This is a genomic window from Pseudomonas oryzihabitans NBRC 102199, assembly GCF_000730625.1.
In the GTDB taxonomy this organism is placed as follows: Bacteria; Pseudomonadota; Gammaproteobacteria; order Pseudomonadales; family Pseudomonadaceae; genus Chryseomonas; species Chryseomonas oryzihabitans.
Genome location: NZ_BBIT01000001.1, coordinates 284,584 through 300,545 on the forward strand (window position 1 = coordinate 284,584; position 15,962 = coordinate 300,545).

The following is a 15,962-nucleotide window of genomic DNA, read 5'->3' on the forward strand; positions in this document are numbered from 1 at the left end:
TATGCGACTTCCTAATGCAGGTCCAGAAGGTGACCGGGCTACTGCCCGGCCTCGAGTTCGATCAGCCGGCGGGCGAGACGGATCACCCGGAACAGCTTCACGACGGCGGCATCGGTCATGCGGCCTTCGGTGCTGGCTGGCTTGCTATCGAAAAGGGGATCGCCAAGAAGCAGCTGGCCCAGGTTCAGGGCGAAGGTCGCGTTCTCTTCCGCGATGCTTGCCTTGAGCGCCTCGGCAGTTTCTGGATCACGCGACACCACGTAGCTGTACATACCCGTCAACGACTGCAGGAATTGCCAAGACGTTGTTCCGCGTGCGGTCAGCTCTGATTGAGGGATAGAAAGCGTGAAGCCGAGTGCGAAATCGGTGGGCTTGAGCAGCTCTCCAGGAACGTCGCACAGCTGGGCTACTTCGAAGACCAGCGTTCGCAGGACCTTACGCAATTCCTCAGGGGTATCAGTGTTGCGCTCGATGTACCAGATATCCGAGATGGCATGCAGGCCGCCGGCCTGGACAGGGATCGCACGTAGGGCATCACTGTTGAAGTCAGGCAGGGTCTCGCCGTGCTCGGCCGCGATGCGGCGCTGAACGTCCCTTACCTTCTGACCGATGCCATCGGGCGTGACGATGTGGCCGTTCAGGCGAGCGGCGCGCTCCTGTTCGGAGAGCTGCTCGGGATCCGGCGGAGTGTGCTGCGGCGCATTGGTGTCGACTGCGCCGGAGCCACCGGTACGCTCAGGGAGTGGCGGTGGTGTGGAAGGGGAGGCAGCCCCCTGCTTCTGCTTGCTGGGCGCTCCTGATGGTTGTTCCTGCCTAGTACTGTTGCCAGGCGCGTGCGCGATAGCACCGGTAGTAGGAACCTGAGGAGCCTGGCCATCGGGCACCTGCACCCCCACAAGTTGCGAGCGTCGGCTACTGTCTTGGTGATCAAGGATCGCCTTGAGTACTTCTTCGTAGCTGACGTTCAGCGCTCTCCGGATCTGGCCAATCAGCTCGTCCTGGATGGACTCGAAGACAAAGTTGTCGGTGTGACCATCAAAGCCGTTGAGCACTTCTTGGTAAAGCAACTCGAAGTCTGCCTCCTCACCGTTGAAGCTCACCCAAGCCTTCAGCGAGGCACTGCGAAGCGTAAGCAGCTTTTCAACTTGGTGCTTGCCAAGGCCTGAATAGAGCAGTCTTGGAATTGCGGGCACTAGTGTCCGCAACGCTTCCTGCATCCTGCTGATATGGGACTGAGATATGCGATATCCATCCTCAGCCAGCTTCCTTACAAGCTCCCTCTGAGATATCTCTCGGCCGGCTTCCTGGGCATAGAGCTCACGGGCAGCATCGATACTGACCGCACGCTCGACGAACATGAGGTTGCCCCGCAGATCATTCTCTGCGAGGTGGCCGGTCAGCGAGACGATCTCGCCGCGGTCAGACCACGGACGGAATAGGCAATTGATCCGAAAGTAGCGCTCGTCCCGCGTTTCCTTCCACAGCTCATTGAGGATGGCCAGGCGGGTGTTGCCGCCGGTACGAATGATGAAGTGCTCTTCACCAGGCCGTCTGGTGACTGGCGGAGGCGTGTCTAACCCCCGGGCCTGGATGGATGCTTTGATCTCATCGTGCAGCGGGTTTCGGGTGGTTCGGGGGTTGCGGTTGTAAGGGGCCAACTCATCCAGCGTGAGGACCATGGGCGTTTCCTTGATGGGATCCGCCAGGCGTGCGACAGGAGCGCTCGATCCGGGAAACCCGCCCGCTAATAGACGCTGAGTGACTGCTTCGTTGCTGGGCTTGCTCATGCATGAATCTCCTGAGCAGCCCGAGCTGCGGGCCGGCTGGGCTCATCATTGGCGGCCAGCAATTGGTCGATTACGCGCTGCAGGCGAAAGACCTCATCCTCGAGCTCGAGCGTGCGGCCCATGCGGTTGATGATCTCGGCGTTCATCGACCGATGGGCCTGCTTGGCCGCTTCGGCGATTTGAGGACGGAGTCCCTTGGGAAAGCGGACGACGAACTTCTCATCCTCTGTTGCAGATTTCCGTACGGATGGCTTGCGCTTGGTTGCGGTAGTCATAGGGTCTGATCCAATTCGTTCATAGGCTGGGCACGGCGCAGTTGGGCGCGGGCATTGAGGCCGGCGCGGCGATCACTGGGCGTGAAAGACGTGAAAATGGGGCAGTAGCCGACTTTCAAGAACTTGACGTGGCCACCCTTGGTACGGGCAACGATCCAGCCCTCATCCAGGGCGAACGCCACCAGGTCCTGCAGGTTCTTGTTGGCACCACGTAGCGCATGGGCGGGCGTCGTCATGTGCGGCTACCTCCTTTCACGTATCCCACCTTGGAAGGCAGTCGATGCGCCCGGGCAAGGCCATGACAGCGATCCAGGGGCTGCTGTAGGCGCCTGGACGCGGTGCGTAGCGTATCTCCGAGCAAGGCGCGGGCTCGAAGGAGCCGCACCAGGTCCTCGTCGGAAACTTCGATTGCCGGCTTGGCCTCGGCCAGCTGGCGCAGCTCCTCGCGCTGCGCGCTGATGACGAAGCTCGGGCCGCCGGCGGCGCGCTCGGTGGGCTTTATTTCGACGACTTGGCCACCTTTGGCCAGGAAATCGTTCAGCGCTGCATCTAGCCTCCGCCGGTCACGTTCGCGATCGGTGTGAGAAGGGAGATCCTGTTCAAGGGTGTGATGGGAGAGCATGTCATTGGCCTCCCGCCCGGTGCTGGAGCTGGTTGCCCGATTCGATGGCGACGATCTCGGCCAAACCATCGTCCTTGAACAGCAGGTCCAGGGTCTTGATCAGCCCTGCCGCGTCATTGCGGGAGCCGGCGACGCGGAAGACGACGGTTGTGTCGTGGAAGGGACCAGGTGCTGGCTGATCGACGACCTGCAGGGGCTCCACGTCGAGCGAATGGCAGACGCTGCAGACCAGAACTTCATCAGCGGTAAGGGGGCGGCGGCAGATGTGATGGCCGCAGTTGCGGCACTGGTGAGTAACCCCAGACAACATAGCTTGCGGGCTCATCGAGCAGCTCCTTGCCGGCTCCCGCCGGCGAACGATCGAGGGGAAGGGCAGGGAAGAGGGTTGCGACTCATCTGTAACGGGCACGAGGGCATCGCTCAGGAGATTCATGCGTTCATCTCCTGCCAGGCCTGCGCGCTCAGGTTCTCGAAGCGCGTCTGATTGGCGATGAAGGCGGCACGGACCGTACCGACTTGGCCGTTGCGGAATTTGCCAACGATCAGCTCAGCGATGCCTTTGAGCTCGGTATCCGGGTGGTAGTACTCGTCGCGGTACAGGAACATGATCACGTCGGCGTCCTGCTCGATCGCACCGGATTCACGCAAATCGGCAAGGCCAGGGCGCTTGTTCGGCCGAGACTCCAGACCTCGGTTGAGTTGGGAGAGCGCGATGACCGGACACTTCATCTCTTTGGCGAGCGCCTTGAGAGAGCGAGAGATCTCGGCGATCTCGTTGGCGCGGTTCTCTTGGCCTTCGCAGCGCATCAACTGCAGGTAGTCGACCAGGATCAGCGCGGGCGGGCCGAAACGACGCGCGGCGCGACGGGCTCTGGCGCGCAGCATCGTAGGGGACAGGCCTGCCTGGTCGTCGATTACCAGGCGATCGCCAAAGCCGTTGATGGTGTTGACGGCCATGGTCAGCTTTGGCCAGTCCTCATCCTCCAGCTGGCCGCTTTTCAGCTTCGCAGCATCGATGCGGCCGATGATCGCCACCAACCTGAGCATCAGTTGCTCAGCCGGCATCTCTAGGCTGTAGACCTGGACTGATTTACTGCACGCATGCTGGAGCGCGCTTTTGATGCAGTTCAGCAAGAATGCTGTCTTCCCCATAGCGGGACGGGCGCCAACGATGATCAGGTCGGTGTCCTGCCACCCCGAGGTGAGGGCATCCAGATCGGCTAGGCCTGAAGGAACGCCCGTCACCGGTATGGGGTTGTTGAAGCGCTCGTCGATGATGTCGATCAGCTTGTGCAAGGTCGCTTTGACATTGCAGAACTCGGCGGCCTTCCTGTCTTGTCCGAGCGCGAACAGCCGCTGCTCAGTCTGCTCCTGCACTTCGGCGGCATTGGCGCCTGGTGTCGAAGCCTCGCGGCTGCTGGCAAAGCCCAGCAGGATCAGGCGGCGCAGGTGCGCTCGCTGGGCGACGATCTCCGCGTACGCGACGATGTTGGCCACTGAGGGAGTGTCCTTGGCCAAGGTCCCCAAATAGGCAAGGCCGCCCACCTCTTCGACGTCAGGCATCACCTCTGCGAGTGTCACGACATCGAAGGGCCGCGACTGGGAGGCGAGCAGGGCGATTCGCCGGAATATGAGCTGGTGGTGCCTGAAGAAGAAGTCTTCCTCCAGCAACACGTCAGCGATCAGGTCCCAGGTGCTGTTGTCGAGCATCAGTCCGCCCAGGACGGACTGCTCGGCTTCTTGGGAGTGAGGCGGGATCAAGCCGGCTGCTACGCGCTCAGCGTCTGAGACATGCACGGTGTGATCGTGGGCGGGGGCTTCCAGGAGCTGAGCGACGCTCATGACCGACCTCCCAGCGCTACCTGGTCGCGGCGCTGGCCAACGCCGCGGTGGAGCTGTGCCTGAGTCCCCAACTCGTAGCCCTGGTAGCGCGCCCGCACGTCGTGGCCTTTTGCCTCAAGGTGCTCGAGCTCCACGGTGGTCAGGTCCGGATGGTGAACGGCCAGGTAGGCGTCGATGACGCGCTGGGTCTCATCAGGTTTGCACTTGGCGAACTGGTGGACCTGGACGCTGACTGCTTCGATCCAGCCTTCGGCGAAGACCTGGCCGCGGCGGCGTTTGGTGGCCAGCTTGCAGCGAGTTTGTCTGCGGACGAACACCTTGCGCGCGGCCAGGAGCTGCTGGTGGAGCGCGGAATAGGCGTAGCTGGCCATTTCAGGCCCGACACCGATACCAACGAACTTGAAAGCCCAGCCCAGGCGCTGATCACGAAAGGCCAAGGGATCGCAATCAAATGCCTGGGCACACACCAGTGCGAGCTGGTGAAGCCAATGGGCGGGTGCTTTGCGTGTGCCGGTGGCAACGACTGCTTCGCTGGCCAGCACCGCCTGGACGTCAACGTCCATGAGGTTGTGCTGCTGCATGAGCTTGCGTGCTTGACGCAGCGCGATCTCAGCTTCGTTCGGGGCGGCGCCGGCGTCCTTGGCCAGGGCGAAGCACTTGGCGACGCGCTCCAGGATCTTCTGCTTGTTGGTGTCCATCAGGCAGCCCCTCCTTGCGAAGGGGCCGCTGCCGGTGCCGGGTTTGACACCAGTACGACTTCCTGAAGCGCCTCTGTCCAGACCTTGAGGGTCTCCTGAGCGCTTGGCTTGAAGAGCTGAGCCTCCCGGACTTCTGCGATACGCTCGTGGAGGGCCTTCAGCCGTTCGGCGGGTGTGTGGCCAGGATGAACCAGGTGGCGTTCGACGGAGTATTTCAGGTCGGCGATGAGACTGGATACTTGGTCCAGACGCCAGCTGCGCTCACTGGACCACTTGGGAGCATGGCTTTGCATCATGTCGCGAAGGTGATGATCCTCCTTCAGCATCCAGCCGTCGGTAACAGGCCTAATGGCGATGTACAGCTTCAGTACGTCGATCTGCTGCTCGACCGTTGCGGTCGGCAGCTGGAAGTGCTGGGCGACCAGCTGCTCGGCTTGTCGCTCTCGTTGCTCACGAATTTTGGCGGCAGCCTTCTCCTCGCGCGCCTTGCGCTCCTTGGCGTGCTCGACGTTGTGCTTCACGGAGTCCAGTAGGGAAGCAGCGTTGCTCAGCAGCTCGCGCTGCTCGTGGGAGAGCTGCGCGCCGAGGCGGCCGAGGAGCGTGTTGTTGTACTGGGTCAGCGCACGCAGCTCGCGGGCAGCGCTGGAGAGCCCAGTCTGCACCTTGCGAAAATCCTTCGCGTCGTAGAACTTTCCCTGTTCCAGCACCACTTCTGCAGTGATAACTGTGGCCTGGGTCAGATCATGCTTTTGGGGCGTGGCCATCTCACTTGCCCTCTCTCACCAGGGCATGCACAACCGACTCATTCATGGCCGTGAAGCGTTCAGTCCACTCGGGGAAGAGTTCGATGGCGAGGTTGCGGATGACCTGCAGGGCAGCGGGTGCCTGACGGTTGCTAGGCTGCCTGTACTCCAGACGATGTGCAGGGACCCCATGAGTGGCCGACTCGCAATAGACAACTGCATCAGGGATGACGGTATCTATGACCTGGATATCGGAATGGCCACGGAAGGTCTCCCGGATGGTCGCATCCAGCTGGCGCGCGTCTGAGGTGAGATCCAGACCGTTCACTACGGCCTTGATGGGCGGTACCGGCAGCCCAAGGCGGGCATAGGGTCGGAGTCCGTCCAGCATCTGCAGAGTGCCGCGGTTGAATTCGCGGGCGGATAGCATTTCAGGGGGGAGGGGGGAGACGGCGAGGTCCGAAGCGAGCATCACCATCTCAAGGAGCACGGTGCGGGCCCCCTGCGTATCAATCAGTACCAGGTCGAAGTCGTCCTGGAAGATGTCCTTGAGATGAGCCAGGCGAAGCCGGCCATCAGGCGCCTGCAAGAGGAGGTTGATCAGGTGGTTGTGCGGATCGTTGGAATAGATCAGCGACAGGTTCTGGATATTTGTCTTAGAAATGATGCGGTCGAGGCGTGTCTCGTTGCTGGCAATCAGCTCGAAGACGCCGCAGGGAGCGGGCTCGACGAGGTCGTAATAGGACGAGAGGGATGGCTGGACAGGATCCAGATCGATCAGAAGGGTGCGGAGCCCCGCATCGGCACAGAACGCGCCTAGGTTGGCGGTCTTGGTGGTTTTTCCTGTACCGCCTTTGGTCGAAATCGCAGATGTAGTTTTCAAGTTTGCAGCCTCTAATGGGTTCATTAGAGGCCGCTTGTTTTCGTTTTAAGGCGCGTCTTGTCTAGGGGCAGTGGCGGATCATAAGCAATTGGCTTTTAACCAATTGGTCGTAGGTTCGAATCCCACACGACCCACCATCTTCACCAGAAACCCTCCGCAAGGAGGGTTTTTGCGTTTCAGGCCTATGGCCAGGAAAACTAAAAGGCTCTCTCAGACTGCGAGTAGTTCTTGCCCTGAGGTGTAATCGCCAAGTCAGGCGTGTGGCCGGCCTGGGTTGTACGCTTGAAGGCTGGGCCTGCTGCCAACGCTAGACGCTCAGACAGTGCCGCTCTCGTCTGGGATGGAACGGCTACCGGCACGGTAGTCGCCGAAAAGGTGCCCGGCGCCTGAGGGACGGTTGGAGATTGCCGGACAGGCAGCGTCACCTCGGGCGTCTGAACCGGCGCGGATGTCAGCGCCACGCCGGTGGGCACGGATTCGACTGCCACAGGGGAGAGGTGTTCGGTAGGGGAGGCGTCATGCGCCCTGGCGTGGCGAACGGTTGGCTTCATATCGGCAAAAAAAGCCCCCGCGCAGGGCGGGGGCAGATTCAGTGTGAAGCCTTCAGATAAGCCAACCTGAAAGATGAGCTGGAGCACTCTCTCTAGCTGACTGCACCGCCAGTTGGCGGTTCAGGCCAGGCAGCCAAGGCGTGCGCACCGTCACTGTTGAATCATGGTGGCCGCCCGCTGCGTCGCTTCGGACGTGCGCGTAGCCAGCTTGCGAACTTCGTCGGCTACCACCGCAAAGCCTCGTCCGGCCTCGCCGGCTCGTGCCGCTTCGATCGCGGCATTGAGCGCCAGCAGGTTGGTCTGGGCGGCGATGCCCTGGATCGAACTGACGATATCGGTGACGTTCTTCAGGTTTTCTTCCATCTCGCGATGCTGGGCCTGCTGAGAGTCGCGAAGGGCATTCTGCTCATGGGTGGCATGGATATCGGTCAGGGCACCCACCACCCGCAGGGGCGTTCCGTCATGGGCGCGTCGGGTCTGACCCCGCGCCCGGAACCAGCGGTAGCTGCCATCCTTCAATTTCAGGCGGTAGGTGATATCGAAGCCCGTCTTGCCACTGCGGTCGTTGAGGTGGGCACCAAAGGCCTCGATGCTGCGTTGCTTGTCCTCTGGATGCAGGCGGGACGCCCAGCTGTCGAGAACATCGGGAAATTCTTCGACCGTCTCGAATCCCAGCAGGCGGCGGAACTGGGGCGACCACCAGAAGGGATTCTGCGGATTGACCGGATCGCCCGCTATCACCTCCATGTCCCAGAGACCATCGTTGAGCATTTCGCGGGCAAGCTCGAAACGCGTCAGGGTCACCTCGAGTTCAGCATCGCGCTGGCGCTGATCATGGATGTCCCTGAGGGAGCCCGCCACACGCAGCGGCGTACCCTTGGCGTCGCGGAGGGTCTCGCCGCTCGCACGAAACCAGCGATATTCGCCGCTCTTGGTCGCTACCCGGTATTCGATGTCATAGGGGGTGTTGCCGCTGCGATCATTCAGGTGCCGGGCGAATGCGTCCAGAGTCGGTTTGCTGTCCTCCGGGTGTAGCCGATTGGCCCAGCTTCCGAGCTCGTTCGGGAAGTCCTGCTCGTTGCGAAAGCCCAGCAGGGCGCGAAACTGATCCGACCACCAGAACGCATTACGCGGGTTGACCGGATCTCCGGCGACCACTTCCATATCCCACAGGCCTTCACTGGTAGCACGATTGACCAGGTCGAAGCGGGTTGCCAAACGGTCAGCCGCGGCTTCGCGCTCGGCGAGGCGAGCGGTCAGCTGTTCGATCTCGCTTTGCATCTCGTGCAACTGGGCGCCGAGTGTCCCCTGGCGAGCCAGCAGTACCTTCAGGCCTTCAGCTACCCTGCGCACCGGGGCTGGCCCGGTGAGCGAATCGAGCCTGGCTGCGGCCTCGGGACGCTCGACAGCGGAAGCGATTACGTCGAGACCACGCATGATGGACAGATGCTGAAGGATGGACATAGGGCGGTTCCAGATAGGTGGTATGGCCGGACATGTGATGTCTGTTTGATATCAGATGTCGGCACGAGCGCAATTATCTTTAACGCGATATTAAAGCTGGGTTGCATATCGAACGTGCGGTCAATGTGCGGCGACGGCGCAGAGACTCGCGGAGGCCCATCGGTAAAACACAGACGATAGGGCGGTTTCAAACGGCCCAGCGAGTCCATTACGGAATGGGCCAGTTGCACCCGGCCCTGAATCATCCGCTGCTTGTCCTACAGCATTCGCCACAGCTGTGGATCGATGCTGAGCTTCATGAGCGGGATCTTGACCGCCGGCGATCAGATCCCGATCAGGCCGGACGCCAGGGTTGCCACATAGGGCAGGTTGAGAATCTGCTCGGGACGGGTTTTGGCGGCGGCGAGCAGCAGCGCAATAGGCAGGGCGAAGGTGACCACGAAGGTGGCGAGAGGCTTGCTCGCCGTCTGTTGCAGGATGCCCCAGCGGCCGGCGCACCAGCCCAGGGCCGTGACGAAGATGATGGGGGCGAGTGCCTGAGAAATGGTTTCGATCATGGCCGCTGCCTCGCCGTCACGGAGACAAAGAGCGCATTGCCAGAGTGCCTTGGATCAGCGAATGAACGGCTTGACATCCGAAACTCCCAATTCCGCGTAAGGCTGTCGGTAGTGGAGGAGGGCAAGGCGGTGTAGGCACGCAGGTAAGCGATACAACGGGCTCCGCTGCGTTTCAAAGGCTCTACAAAGACCCTCTGCCTTTTCTATGATGGCAAAGGGACATGTTCGTTTACATAGCCGATACACCGTTCGTCGGATTAAGACCTTGGTCTAATTTCAATATCAGGCAGATAGATATTTCACCGTGCGACGGCCAGGCCGGGACGACTTAGGGCGTTACGCAGGCCGTCTAGATGGCTCCGAGGTCCTTGACGCTGCGTTCCGCAGAGCTAGAGGTCCAGAAGTCAGGTTGGCGCGCTCTGCCGATCACGGCGACGCCGTCCTCTCACTCGAACGACGTCATCGTTACTCCGTCCTAGCGCTCGCTCGGTACGGCTCGGGGCCCGTCGAGTATCACCCGGATCGGGTCGTACTCGACGGGTCGCAACCCTGCGTCAGCCTGCCGGCCGGTTGCCGACAGGACCCGGGAGGGGAGGTGGTATCTGGAGGGTCGGCGACATCTACACGCGGAATCGCCGAATCTGCCCATTCAGCTCAACCGCCAGTTCAGACAGCTGCTGGCTGGCGGCGCGGGTCTGTTCTGCGCCGGTCGCCGTCTGGACCGACAGATCGCGGATCCGTACCAGATTGCGGTCGACCTCACGGGCCACCTGCGCCTGTTCCTCCGCGGCACTAGCGATCACCAGATTTCGCTCATCGATACCCGACACCGACTGGGCGATGGTCTCCAGGGCGCCACTGGCGGCCTGCGCCTGTTCGCGGGTCTGGCGCGCCTGGTCGGCACTGGTCAGCAAGGCATTCACGGTCTGGCCGGTACCGTGCTGGATGCTGCCGATCATCTTCTCGATTTCGCGCGTGCTGTCCCCAGTACGCTGGGCCAGGCCCCGGACCTCGTCCGCCACCACCGCGAAGCCGCGACCGGCATCGCCTGCCCGCGCGGCTTCGATGGCCGCATTGAGCGCCAGCAGGTTGGTCTGCTCGGCCACCGAGCGGATGACGTCGAGGACCTGGCTGATATTGCGGGTCTGTTCGGCCAGCTCGCGAGCGCGATCGCTGGCGCTCATCACGTTGTCGGTCAGGGTCTCGATCGCAACCAGGGTATTGCCCAGCTGCTGCTGGCCGTCACGCGCGCTGGCCGCGGCCTGGCGCGAATCGGTGGAGGTGGAGGTGGCGTTGCCGGCCACTTCCTCGACCGCCTGGCTCATCTCGGTCACCGCGGTGGCGGCCATCTCGATCTCGCTGTTCTGCTGCTGCAGGCGGTTGGCGCTCTCCTGCATGACGGCGGTCATTTCCTCGGCGGCGGAGGCCAGCTGGGTGGCCGACTGGCCCAGATGGCCCAGGGTGTCGCGTAGATTGGTCTGCATCTGCTGCATGGCCTGCAGCAGTTGGGCAGCCTCATCGTGACCACGGGCGTCCAGGGTCTGGGTCAGGTCGCCGCTGGCAATGACCCTGGCCGCGGCCACCGCGGTGGCTATGGGGTAGGTCAGGCTGACCGTCATGCGCCAGGCCAGCAGGAGGGTCAGGCCCAGCGCGAGGCCGATGGACAGCCAGGTGATCGTCTTGGAGTGGCTATAGGTGATGCCCGCGTCCTCGGTGGCTGCCTTGACGTCCTCCTGGTTCACCTTGCGCAGGGCCTCGGTGCTCTCGTTCATCTTGGTGCCCAGTTGGGCCATGGCCGCCTGCACCAGGGCCCGGCCTTCTTCCACCTTGCCGGCGGCGACCAGATCGGCCAATTTGTTGACATTGTTGAGGTAGTCCCGGTGGACCTGGCGCAGGGTCTCGAAGGCCTGGCGCTCACGGTCGGAGCTGACCATGCCGGCATAGCGGCCGAAGGCGTCGGCGACCTCGCCACTGATGCTCTCGATCTTCTTGCGCGTGTTGGCGACGGTAGCGGCATCAGGTATGGCCAGCAGGCGCAGCACCTCGATGCGGGTCCGGGCCAGTTGCAGGGCCAGGTTATCGGCTTCCACGATCCCCGGGATGCTGCTCGTTTCGATCACCAGACTCTGGTCCCTGATCTGCGACATCTGGGTGATGCCGAAAATACCCAGCCCGGCTACCAGCAAGGCGAGGAGGCCGAAGCACAGCAGGCTGCGGGTGGCGATGTTGAACGCGCGAAGGGTCATATCCATGTACCGGTTGAGGAGTGTGAGAAACGTAACGGCAAGGGTTGCGGAAACTTGGGGAAAAGCTGTCTAGAACGCGTGTTTCAGCCGATTTTCGCTGTGAGGGCTTGAATCCGGGCAGTCGGTACGGGCTTCCGCCGAAAGCGACAGTCGTCTGCGGGATGAGTGACCCTGACCGTCACTCCAGGGGGTTGGGACGGCGCCCGAAAGGACAGACGCTCGAGGCAGCCCAGGAAAGGCCGGGGCTAGGCCGCGGACCGCGGCTGTTGTTAGCCTGTGCTTTCTGTGGCTATGGCCGTGAGCGCGAAGACGATGACAGACCGCCAGTTGATCATCCCTGACAGCATGAGCCTGCTCGTGGAGCGTGCGGGTTATGTCCCCGCCGTGAAGGTCGGCAAGACGCTCTATTGCGCAGGGCAGGTGGGCCGCACGCCGGACCTGGAGGTGATCGAGGACCCCGAGCAGCAATTCCGGGCAGCCTGGGAAAATCTTCGCACTGTCCTGGCCGCGGGTGGCTGCACCTTCCAGGACGTGGTCGAGCTGACGACGTTCCACGTCGACCTGCCCAGGCACATGCCAGTGTTCAGGCGCGTGAAGGATGCGCTTTTTCCCAGGGGGACGTGCGCCTGGACCTGCATCGGCGTCGCCGAACTGGCCCATGCCGGACTCCTCGCGGAGATCAAGTGCATCGCCGTGCAGCGATAGACCTGGCCGGCTGCGGCAGATGGGGCTGGCATTCGGGGTGATCTGTGCCTTACCGCCTCCACTTCACACGTCACGGCAGGTGCGGTTTCCACAAGCGAATTTGCTGCGTTCAACTGCCTCGAGAGCACCGGTCTGCTCGCGCGAGCGATCTTTCCTGCCTAGCGATCGACAGCGCCGGCAGAATGTCGGCCGCAGCATTCACCGCGCGACCCACGAGCGCGATTCTTCAACCGGTTCAGGAAGCACTGAGATGCGGGCAGATGGCAGTGAAACGTCAACGAATTACCTCTTGCTGGGCTATGTCGATGCCGAGCTGTTGGCCCTGTACCAGGCCGGGATAGTGCCCACCCTCGAACTGGCGCGCACCTAGACGGCGTTGACCGCCAAGGGTCAGGGCGAGGGGACAGCGGTGGCGCTGTACCTCCAGCAGGGCGCTGCGCCCGAGCGCATGGGTAGGCCGGACCCGAGCGAGGCCGCCCAGGCGGCTGAAGGGGGTGAGCCGCCGCCCGTTCCCTCGCTGGAAACCCTGGCCCACCATTTCGCTGCAGGCCGCGCTGACGCCTGCGAATGGCCGACCCCTGGCGGCCCCGAGCCACAGCTGGAGCTGCCAGACCACGGGGAAGACTACTCGGCACAGGAGCGACTCGAAGCCATTCACCTGGCGCTGGCCGCGCTGGAGGCCGAAGAAGAAATCAGCGTTCCGCTGCTCAAGCAGGTACCGGCGAAGTCAGCACCCTGAGGTCCTCCTGAGGCGGGTTGTCGGTCTGTCGAAAGGCGCTCAGGCAGATTCCTACCCAGGCCGCCTCTGACTTGCCGGCACCAGGGTCGTTGGGCACTCATGGCGCACCCAGGCCTTGCTGCAGGAAAAGAGGTAGTGGCAATTGGCCATGCATGCGATTAAGGTTAACAACCCTAACCTCAGTCTGTGTCATTCTAAGCGCCTTCTCCGCCGTTTCTTGCACTATGACCGCCTCACGAAGACCTCCTCGCGGTGCAGGCCGCACGGCCAAGCCCGACTCCCTCCGCGCTGCTCATGAGCAGATCACCCGCAACAGCGGCACCCTCGCCGATATCGCCAACCTGATCGAGATGGAAGGCAAGGCCAGGCCCGGGCGTGAGCAGCCTGCGCCCGCCACGCGCTCCCGTTCCGACGCCGGCAACCCGGCAGCGGCGTCCAAGGCCAAGGCGGCCGGGCAGACCGACCCTGGCCACTTTCTGGTGCAGCCCGTGTTCGGGATACCGCTGGTGGCGCTACTGGTCTGCGCCCTGATCCTGGGCGCCGCCGTGGGGGTGCCGCTCGGCGTGGTCACCTACGGGACCGCGCTCTACACGGCGGTCCTGGATAGCCTGGCGATCTTCTAAACGGGCCGGTGGCCGCTCTGCAGGCTGCCGTCATGGGCGGCCAGCGGCCGGGCCTCAGGCTTCCAGGGACGCCATCAGCTGCAATTGCTGACCGCTCGGCGCGGCCGCCGGCCTGCCCAGCAGATAGCCCTGGGCGAGCCGGACCCCCAGCTGCTGCAGCAGCGCCAGTTGTTCCGGGGTTTCCACGCCTTCGCAGAGCACCTCCAGCTTCATGGCCTTGCCCAGCAGCAACAGGGAGCTCAGCACCTCGCCGCGCTGTTCCTCATCCTGGATCGCCAGGATCCGCCGATCGATCTTGATCAACTGGAAGGGCAGTTCGAGGATGGGGCCCAGGCCGGCGAAGCCGCTGCCGAAGTCGTCCAGGGCCATGCGGATGCCCAGCAGCTGGAGGAGGGCGAAGGACTGGCGGGTCCGGGTATCTATGACCAGTTCCACCCCTTCGGTGACTTCCAGCACCAGACGATTCGGCGCCAGGCGCGAGAGTCTGAGGGCCGCGGACACCCGCTCGTGCAGCATGGGATCGGCGAATTGCAGCGGCGAGAGATTGATGGAGACGCTCAGGTGCGGGGGCCACTGACTGGCCGCGAGACAGGCCTCCTTCACCACCCATTCGCCCAGGGCGATGATGAAGTTGCCCTGTTCGGCCAGCGGGATGAACACCTCGGGCGAGACCAGGCCCAGGGTTGGGTGCTGCCAGCGCAGCAGCGCCTCGTAACCCGTCACCTGCCTGGGCTCGACGCGGTAGATGGGCTGGTAGTGCAGCAGGAATTCGTTGCCCACCAGCCCCTTGCGGACATCTTCCGGCGTGAGCAGCTCGGCATGGTCCAGAGGCGCGCCTAGGATGGCATCGATGCCGCCCTCGAAGACCCGGTCCCGGCCATCGCGCTTGGCGCGGTAGAGGGCGCGATCCGCACAGTCGAGCAGGTCCTCCGCGGTGCTCAGGCCGGCAAGACCGCTGCGGGCGATGCCGATGCTGACGGTGACCTGGGTCTTGTCATCCTGGCGGCCCTGGTGCGGGATCCGCAGGTCGCGAACGCGTTGCAGGATGGTCTCGGCCACGTCCAGCGCGGCGGCCGGACCGATCCGCTCCAGCAGCACGACGAACTCCTCGCCGCCATAGCGACCGACCCTGTCACCCGGGCCCAACCCGACCGCCAGGGCCTTGGCCACGGTGCGCAGGCAATCATCCCCGGCAAGGTGGCCGTAGTAGTCGTTGTAGCGCTTGAAGTGATCCACGTCGATCAGCAGTACGGCCCCCTGTTCGCCGGCCAGGCGCCGCTGCCAGAAGGCCTCCAGCAGCAGATGGAGCTGACGCCGATTGGCGAGGCCGGTGAGGGAATCCGTTTCCGAGAGGATCTGCAGATCCTGGTTGGCCGAATTGAGTGACGCCAGGCGGACTTCTTCACGCAGCTTGTAGAGATAGGAGCGGCGCCCTTCGACGTTCAGCCAGTAGCTGGCCAACAGGGAAAAGAAGGCCATGACGATGGCGTTGGTCATCATCAGCCCACCCACGATCGGTGACACCGGCGCTTCATGGACGGCCAGGGCGATCACCGACAGGGCGAAGCCATTGAACAGCAGGGCCGGCAGCAGCGGACTCTTCATGCAGGTGTTGACGAAGGCCAGCATCAGCGGCCAGGTAAAGATGAACAGCGTCTGGTTCATCTCCCTGCCCGACGGGCCATTGATCACCAGGTTGTAGACCACCAGCAGGCCGACATAGAACGGCAGCGAGGCCAGGGTTTCGCGCCAGCGCGTCGGTACCCCGCGCAGCAGCACCACGACCAACAGCGCGAAGGGTGTGGCGATCCCCAGCATCTGGGCGGCCGCCCAGGGCAGGGCGTCTTGCAGCAGCAGCCACCACCAGATCAGAAAGCTGTTGTAGCTCAGGGTGCCGATGAGCAGGCAGCGCGTGAGGTGACGCGTGCGCTGCTTATGGATGTCCAGCTGAAACAGGCGCTCCAGCACCGGGGCGAAGGCAAAGGGCCCGACCGGCTGGGCAAGCGTTTGATCGACGAGCCGACCCAGCTCTGGGGAGGTTTTCATGGCAAGCCCGGGCTGACAGGGTGGATAGCGACGTCCGAAGATAGACGTGTAATGTCAATATGATGGCATTCTGTGACCGCCTTCTCGTTTGGAGATTCGTCCCAGATGACCAGTGGTTGAGTTGGAGAACCTGACGGTCCGAGCCCCCTGTCACAGGTCGCTGTGCAGGGGGCTGGGCGTT

General features: G+C 62.9%; 16 protein-coding genes. 3 read left to right on the plus strand and 13 right to left on the minus strand.

What is annotated here, in order from left to right; translation table 11 throughout:
- Window positions 1-38 precede the first annotated feature (38 nt).
- From POR01S_RS01330 to POR01S_RS01385, 12 genes are all read right to left on the minus strand, one after another.
- Window positions 39-1,787, minus strand: coding sequence for a ParB family protein (locus POR01S_RS01330; RefSeq protein WP_042133192.1), 1,749 nt, complete (start codon window positions 1,785-1,787; stop codon window positions 39-41).
- Window positions 1,784-2,062 carry an Arc family DNA-binding protein gene (locus POR01S_RS01335; RefSeq protein ID WP_042133194.1) on the minus strand — a complete coding sequence of 93 codons (279 nt, stop codon included), beginning with the start codon at window positions 2,060-2,062 and terminating at the stop codon, window positions 1,784-1,786. The genes POR01S_RS01330 and POR01S_RS01335 overlap by 4 nt, the downstream gene beginning before the upstream one ends.
- Window positions 2,059-2,298, minus strand: a complete 240-nt coding sequence (locus tag POR01S_RS01340) for a hypothetical protein (protein WP_007160909.1) — start codon at window positions 2,296-2,298, stop codon at window positions 2,059-2,061. The genes POR01S_RS01335 and POR01S_RS01340 overlap by 4 nt, the downstream gene beginning before the upstream one ends.
- Window positions 2,295-2,684 carry a hypothetical protein gene (locus POR01S_RS01345; RefSeq protein ID WP_042133198.1) on the minus strand — a complete coding sequence of 130 codons (390 nt, stop codon included), beginning with the start codon at window positions 2,682-2,684 and terminating at the stop codon, window positions 2,295-2,297. The genes POR01S_RS01340 and POR01S_RS01345 overlap by 4 nt, the downstream gene beginning before the upstream one ends.
- Before the next feature lies 1 nt (window position 2,685).
- Window positions 2,686-3,117: an FYVE zinc finger domain-containing protein gene (locus POR01S_RS01350; RefSeq protein ID WP_042133199.1), complete on the minus strand. Its 432-nt coding sequence runs from the start codon at window positions 3,115-3,117 to the stop codon at window positions 2,686-2,688.
- Entirely contained in the window at window positions 3,114-4,526 is a 1,413-nt protein-coding gene (gene dnaB, locus POR01S_RS01355; protein WP_156044997.1) for a replicative DNA helicase, read from the minus strand. The genes POR01S_RS01350 and dnaB overlap by 4 nt, the downstream gene beginning before the upstream one ends.
- Window positions 4,523-5,224 (minus strand): DUF2786 domain-containing protein, encoded by a 702-nt coding sequence (locus tag POR01S_RS01360; RefSeq protein WP_042133201.1) that lies wholly within the window; start codon window positions 5,222-5,224, stop codon window positions 4,523-4,525. The genes dnaB and POR01S_RS01360 overlap by 4 nt, the downstream gene beginning before the upstream one ends.
- Complete coding sequence (locus tag POR01S_RS01365; RefSeq protein ID WP_042133202.1) at window positions 5,224-5,988, minus strand: hypothetical protein; 765 nt, start codon at window positions 5,986-5,988, stop codon at window positions 5,224-5,226. The genes POR01S_RS01360 and POR01S_RS01365 overlap by 1 nt, the downstream gene beginning before the upstream one ends.
- A gap of 1 nt (window position 5,989) precedes the next feature.
- Window positions 5,990-6,850, minus strand: coding sequence for a ParA family protein (locus POR01S_RS01370; RefSeq protein ID WP_156044998.1), 861 nt, complete (start codon window positions 6,848-6,850; stop codon window positions 5,990-5,992).
- Window positions 6,851-7,551: 701 nt separating this feature from the next.
- Window positions 7,552-8,865 carry a methyl-accepting chemotaxis protein gene (locus tag POR01S_RS24095; protein WP_042133206.1) on the minus strand — a complete coding sequence of 438 codons (1,314 nt, stop codon included), beginning with the start codon at window positions 8,863-8,865 and terminating at the stop codon, window positions 7,552-7,554.
- Window positions 8,866-9,188: 323 nt separating this feature from the next.
- Window positions 9,189-9,422 (minus strand): AEC family transporter, encoded by a 234-nt coding sequence (locus POR01S_RS01380; RefSeq protein ID WP_042133208.1) that lies wholly within the window; start codon window positions 9,420-9,422, stop codon window positions 9,189-9,191.
- Between the two features lie 620 nt (window positions 9,423-10,042).
- Window positions 10,043-11,668, minus strand: a complete 1,626-nt coding sequence (locus POR01S_RS01385) for a methyl-accepting chemotaxis protein (RefSeq protein WP_042133209.1) — start codon at window positions 11,666-11,668, stop codon at window positions 10,043-10,045.
- Window positions 11,669-11,980: 312 nt separating this feature from the next.
- On the opposite strand from POR01S_RS01385, the gene POR01S_RS01390 reads away from it, so the two are divergent.
- The 3 genes from POR01S_RS01390 to POR01S_RS01400 all read left to right on the plus strand — a co-directional run bounded on the left by POR01S_RS01390 (window position 11,981) and on the right by POR01S_RS01400 (window position 13,735).
- Window positions 11,981-12,373: a RidA family protein gene (locus POR01S_RS01390; protein ID WP_042133280.1), complete on the plus strand. Its 393-nt coding sequence runs from the start codon at window positions 11,981-11,983 to the stop codon at window positions 12,371-12,373.
- A gap of 409 nt (window positions 12,374-12,782) precedes the next feature.
- On the plus strand, window positions 12,783-13,112 hold the full coding sequence (locus tag POR01S_RS01395; RefSeq protein ID WP_156044999.1) for a hypothetical protein: 330 nt from the start codon (window positions 12,783-12,785) through the stop codon (window positions 13,110-13,112).
- Between the two features lie 224 nt (window positions 13,113-13,336).
- Window positions 13,337-13,735: a hypothetical protein gene (locus POR01S_RS01400; protein WP_042133212.1), complete on the plus strand. Its 399-nt coding sequence runs from the start codon at window positions 13,337-13,339 to the stop codon at window positions 13,733-13,735.
- A 54-nt stretch (window positions 13,736-13,789) separates the two neighbouring features.
- On the opposite strand, the gene POR01S_RS01405 is transcribed toward POR01S_RS01400, so the two are convergent.
- Window positions 13,790-15,781 (minus strand): putative bifunctional diguanylate cyclase/phosphodiesterase, encoded by a 1,992-nt coding sequence (locus tag POR01S_RS01405; RefSeq protein WP_042133214.1) that lies wholly within the window; start codon window positions 15,779-15,781, stop codon window positions 13,790-13,792.
- Between the last annotated feature and the right edge of the window lie 181 nt (window positions 15,782-15,962).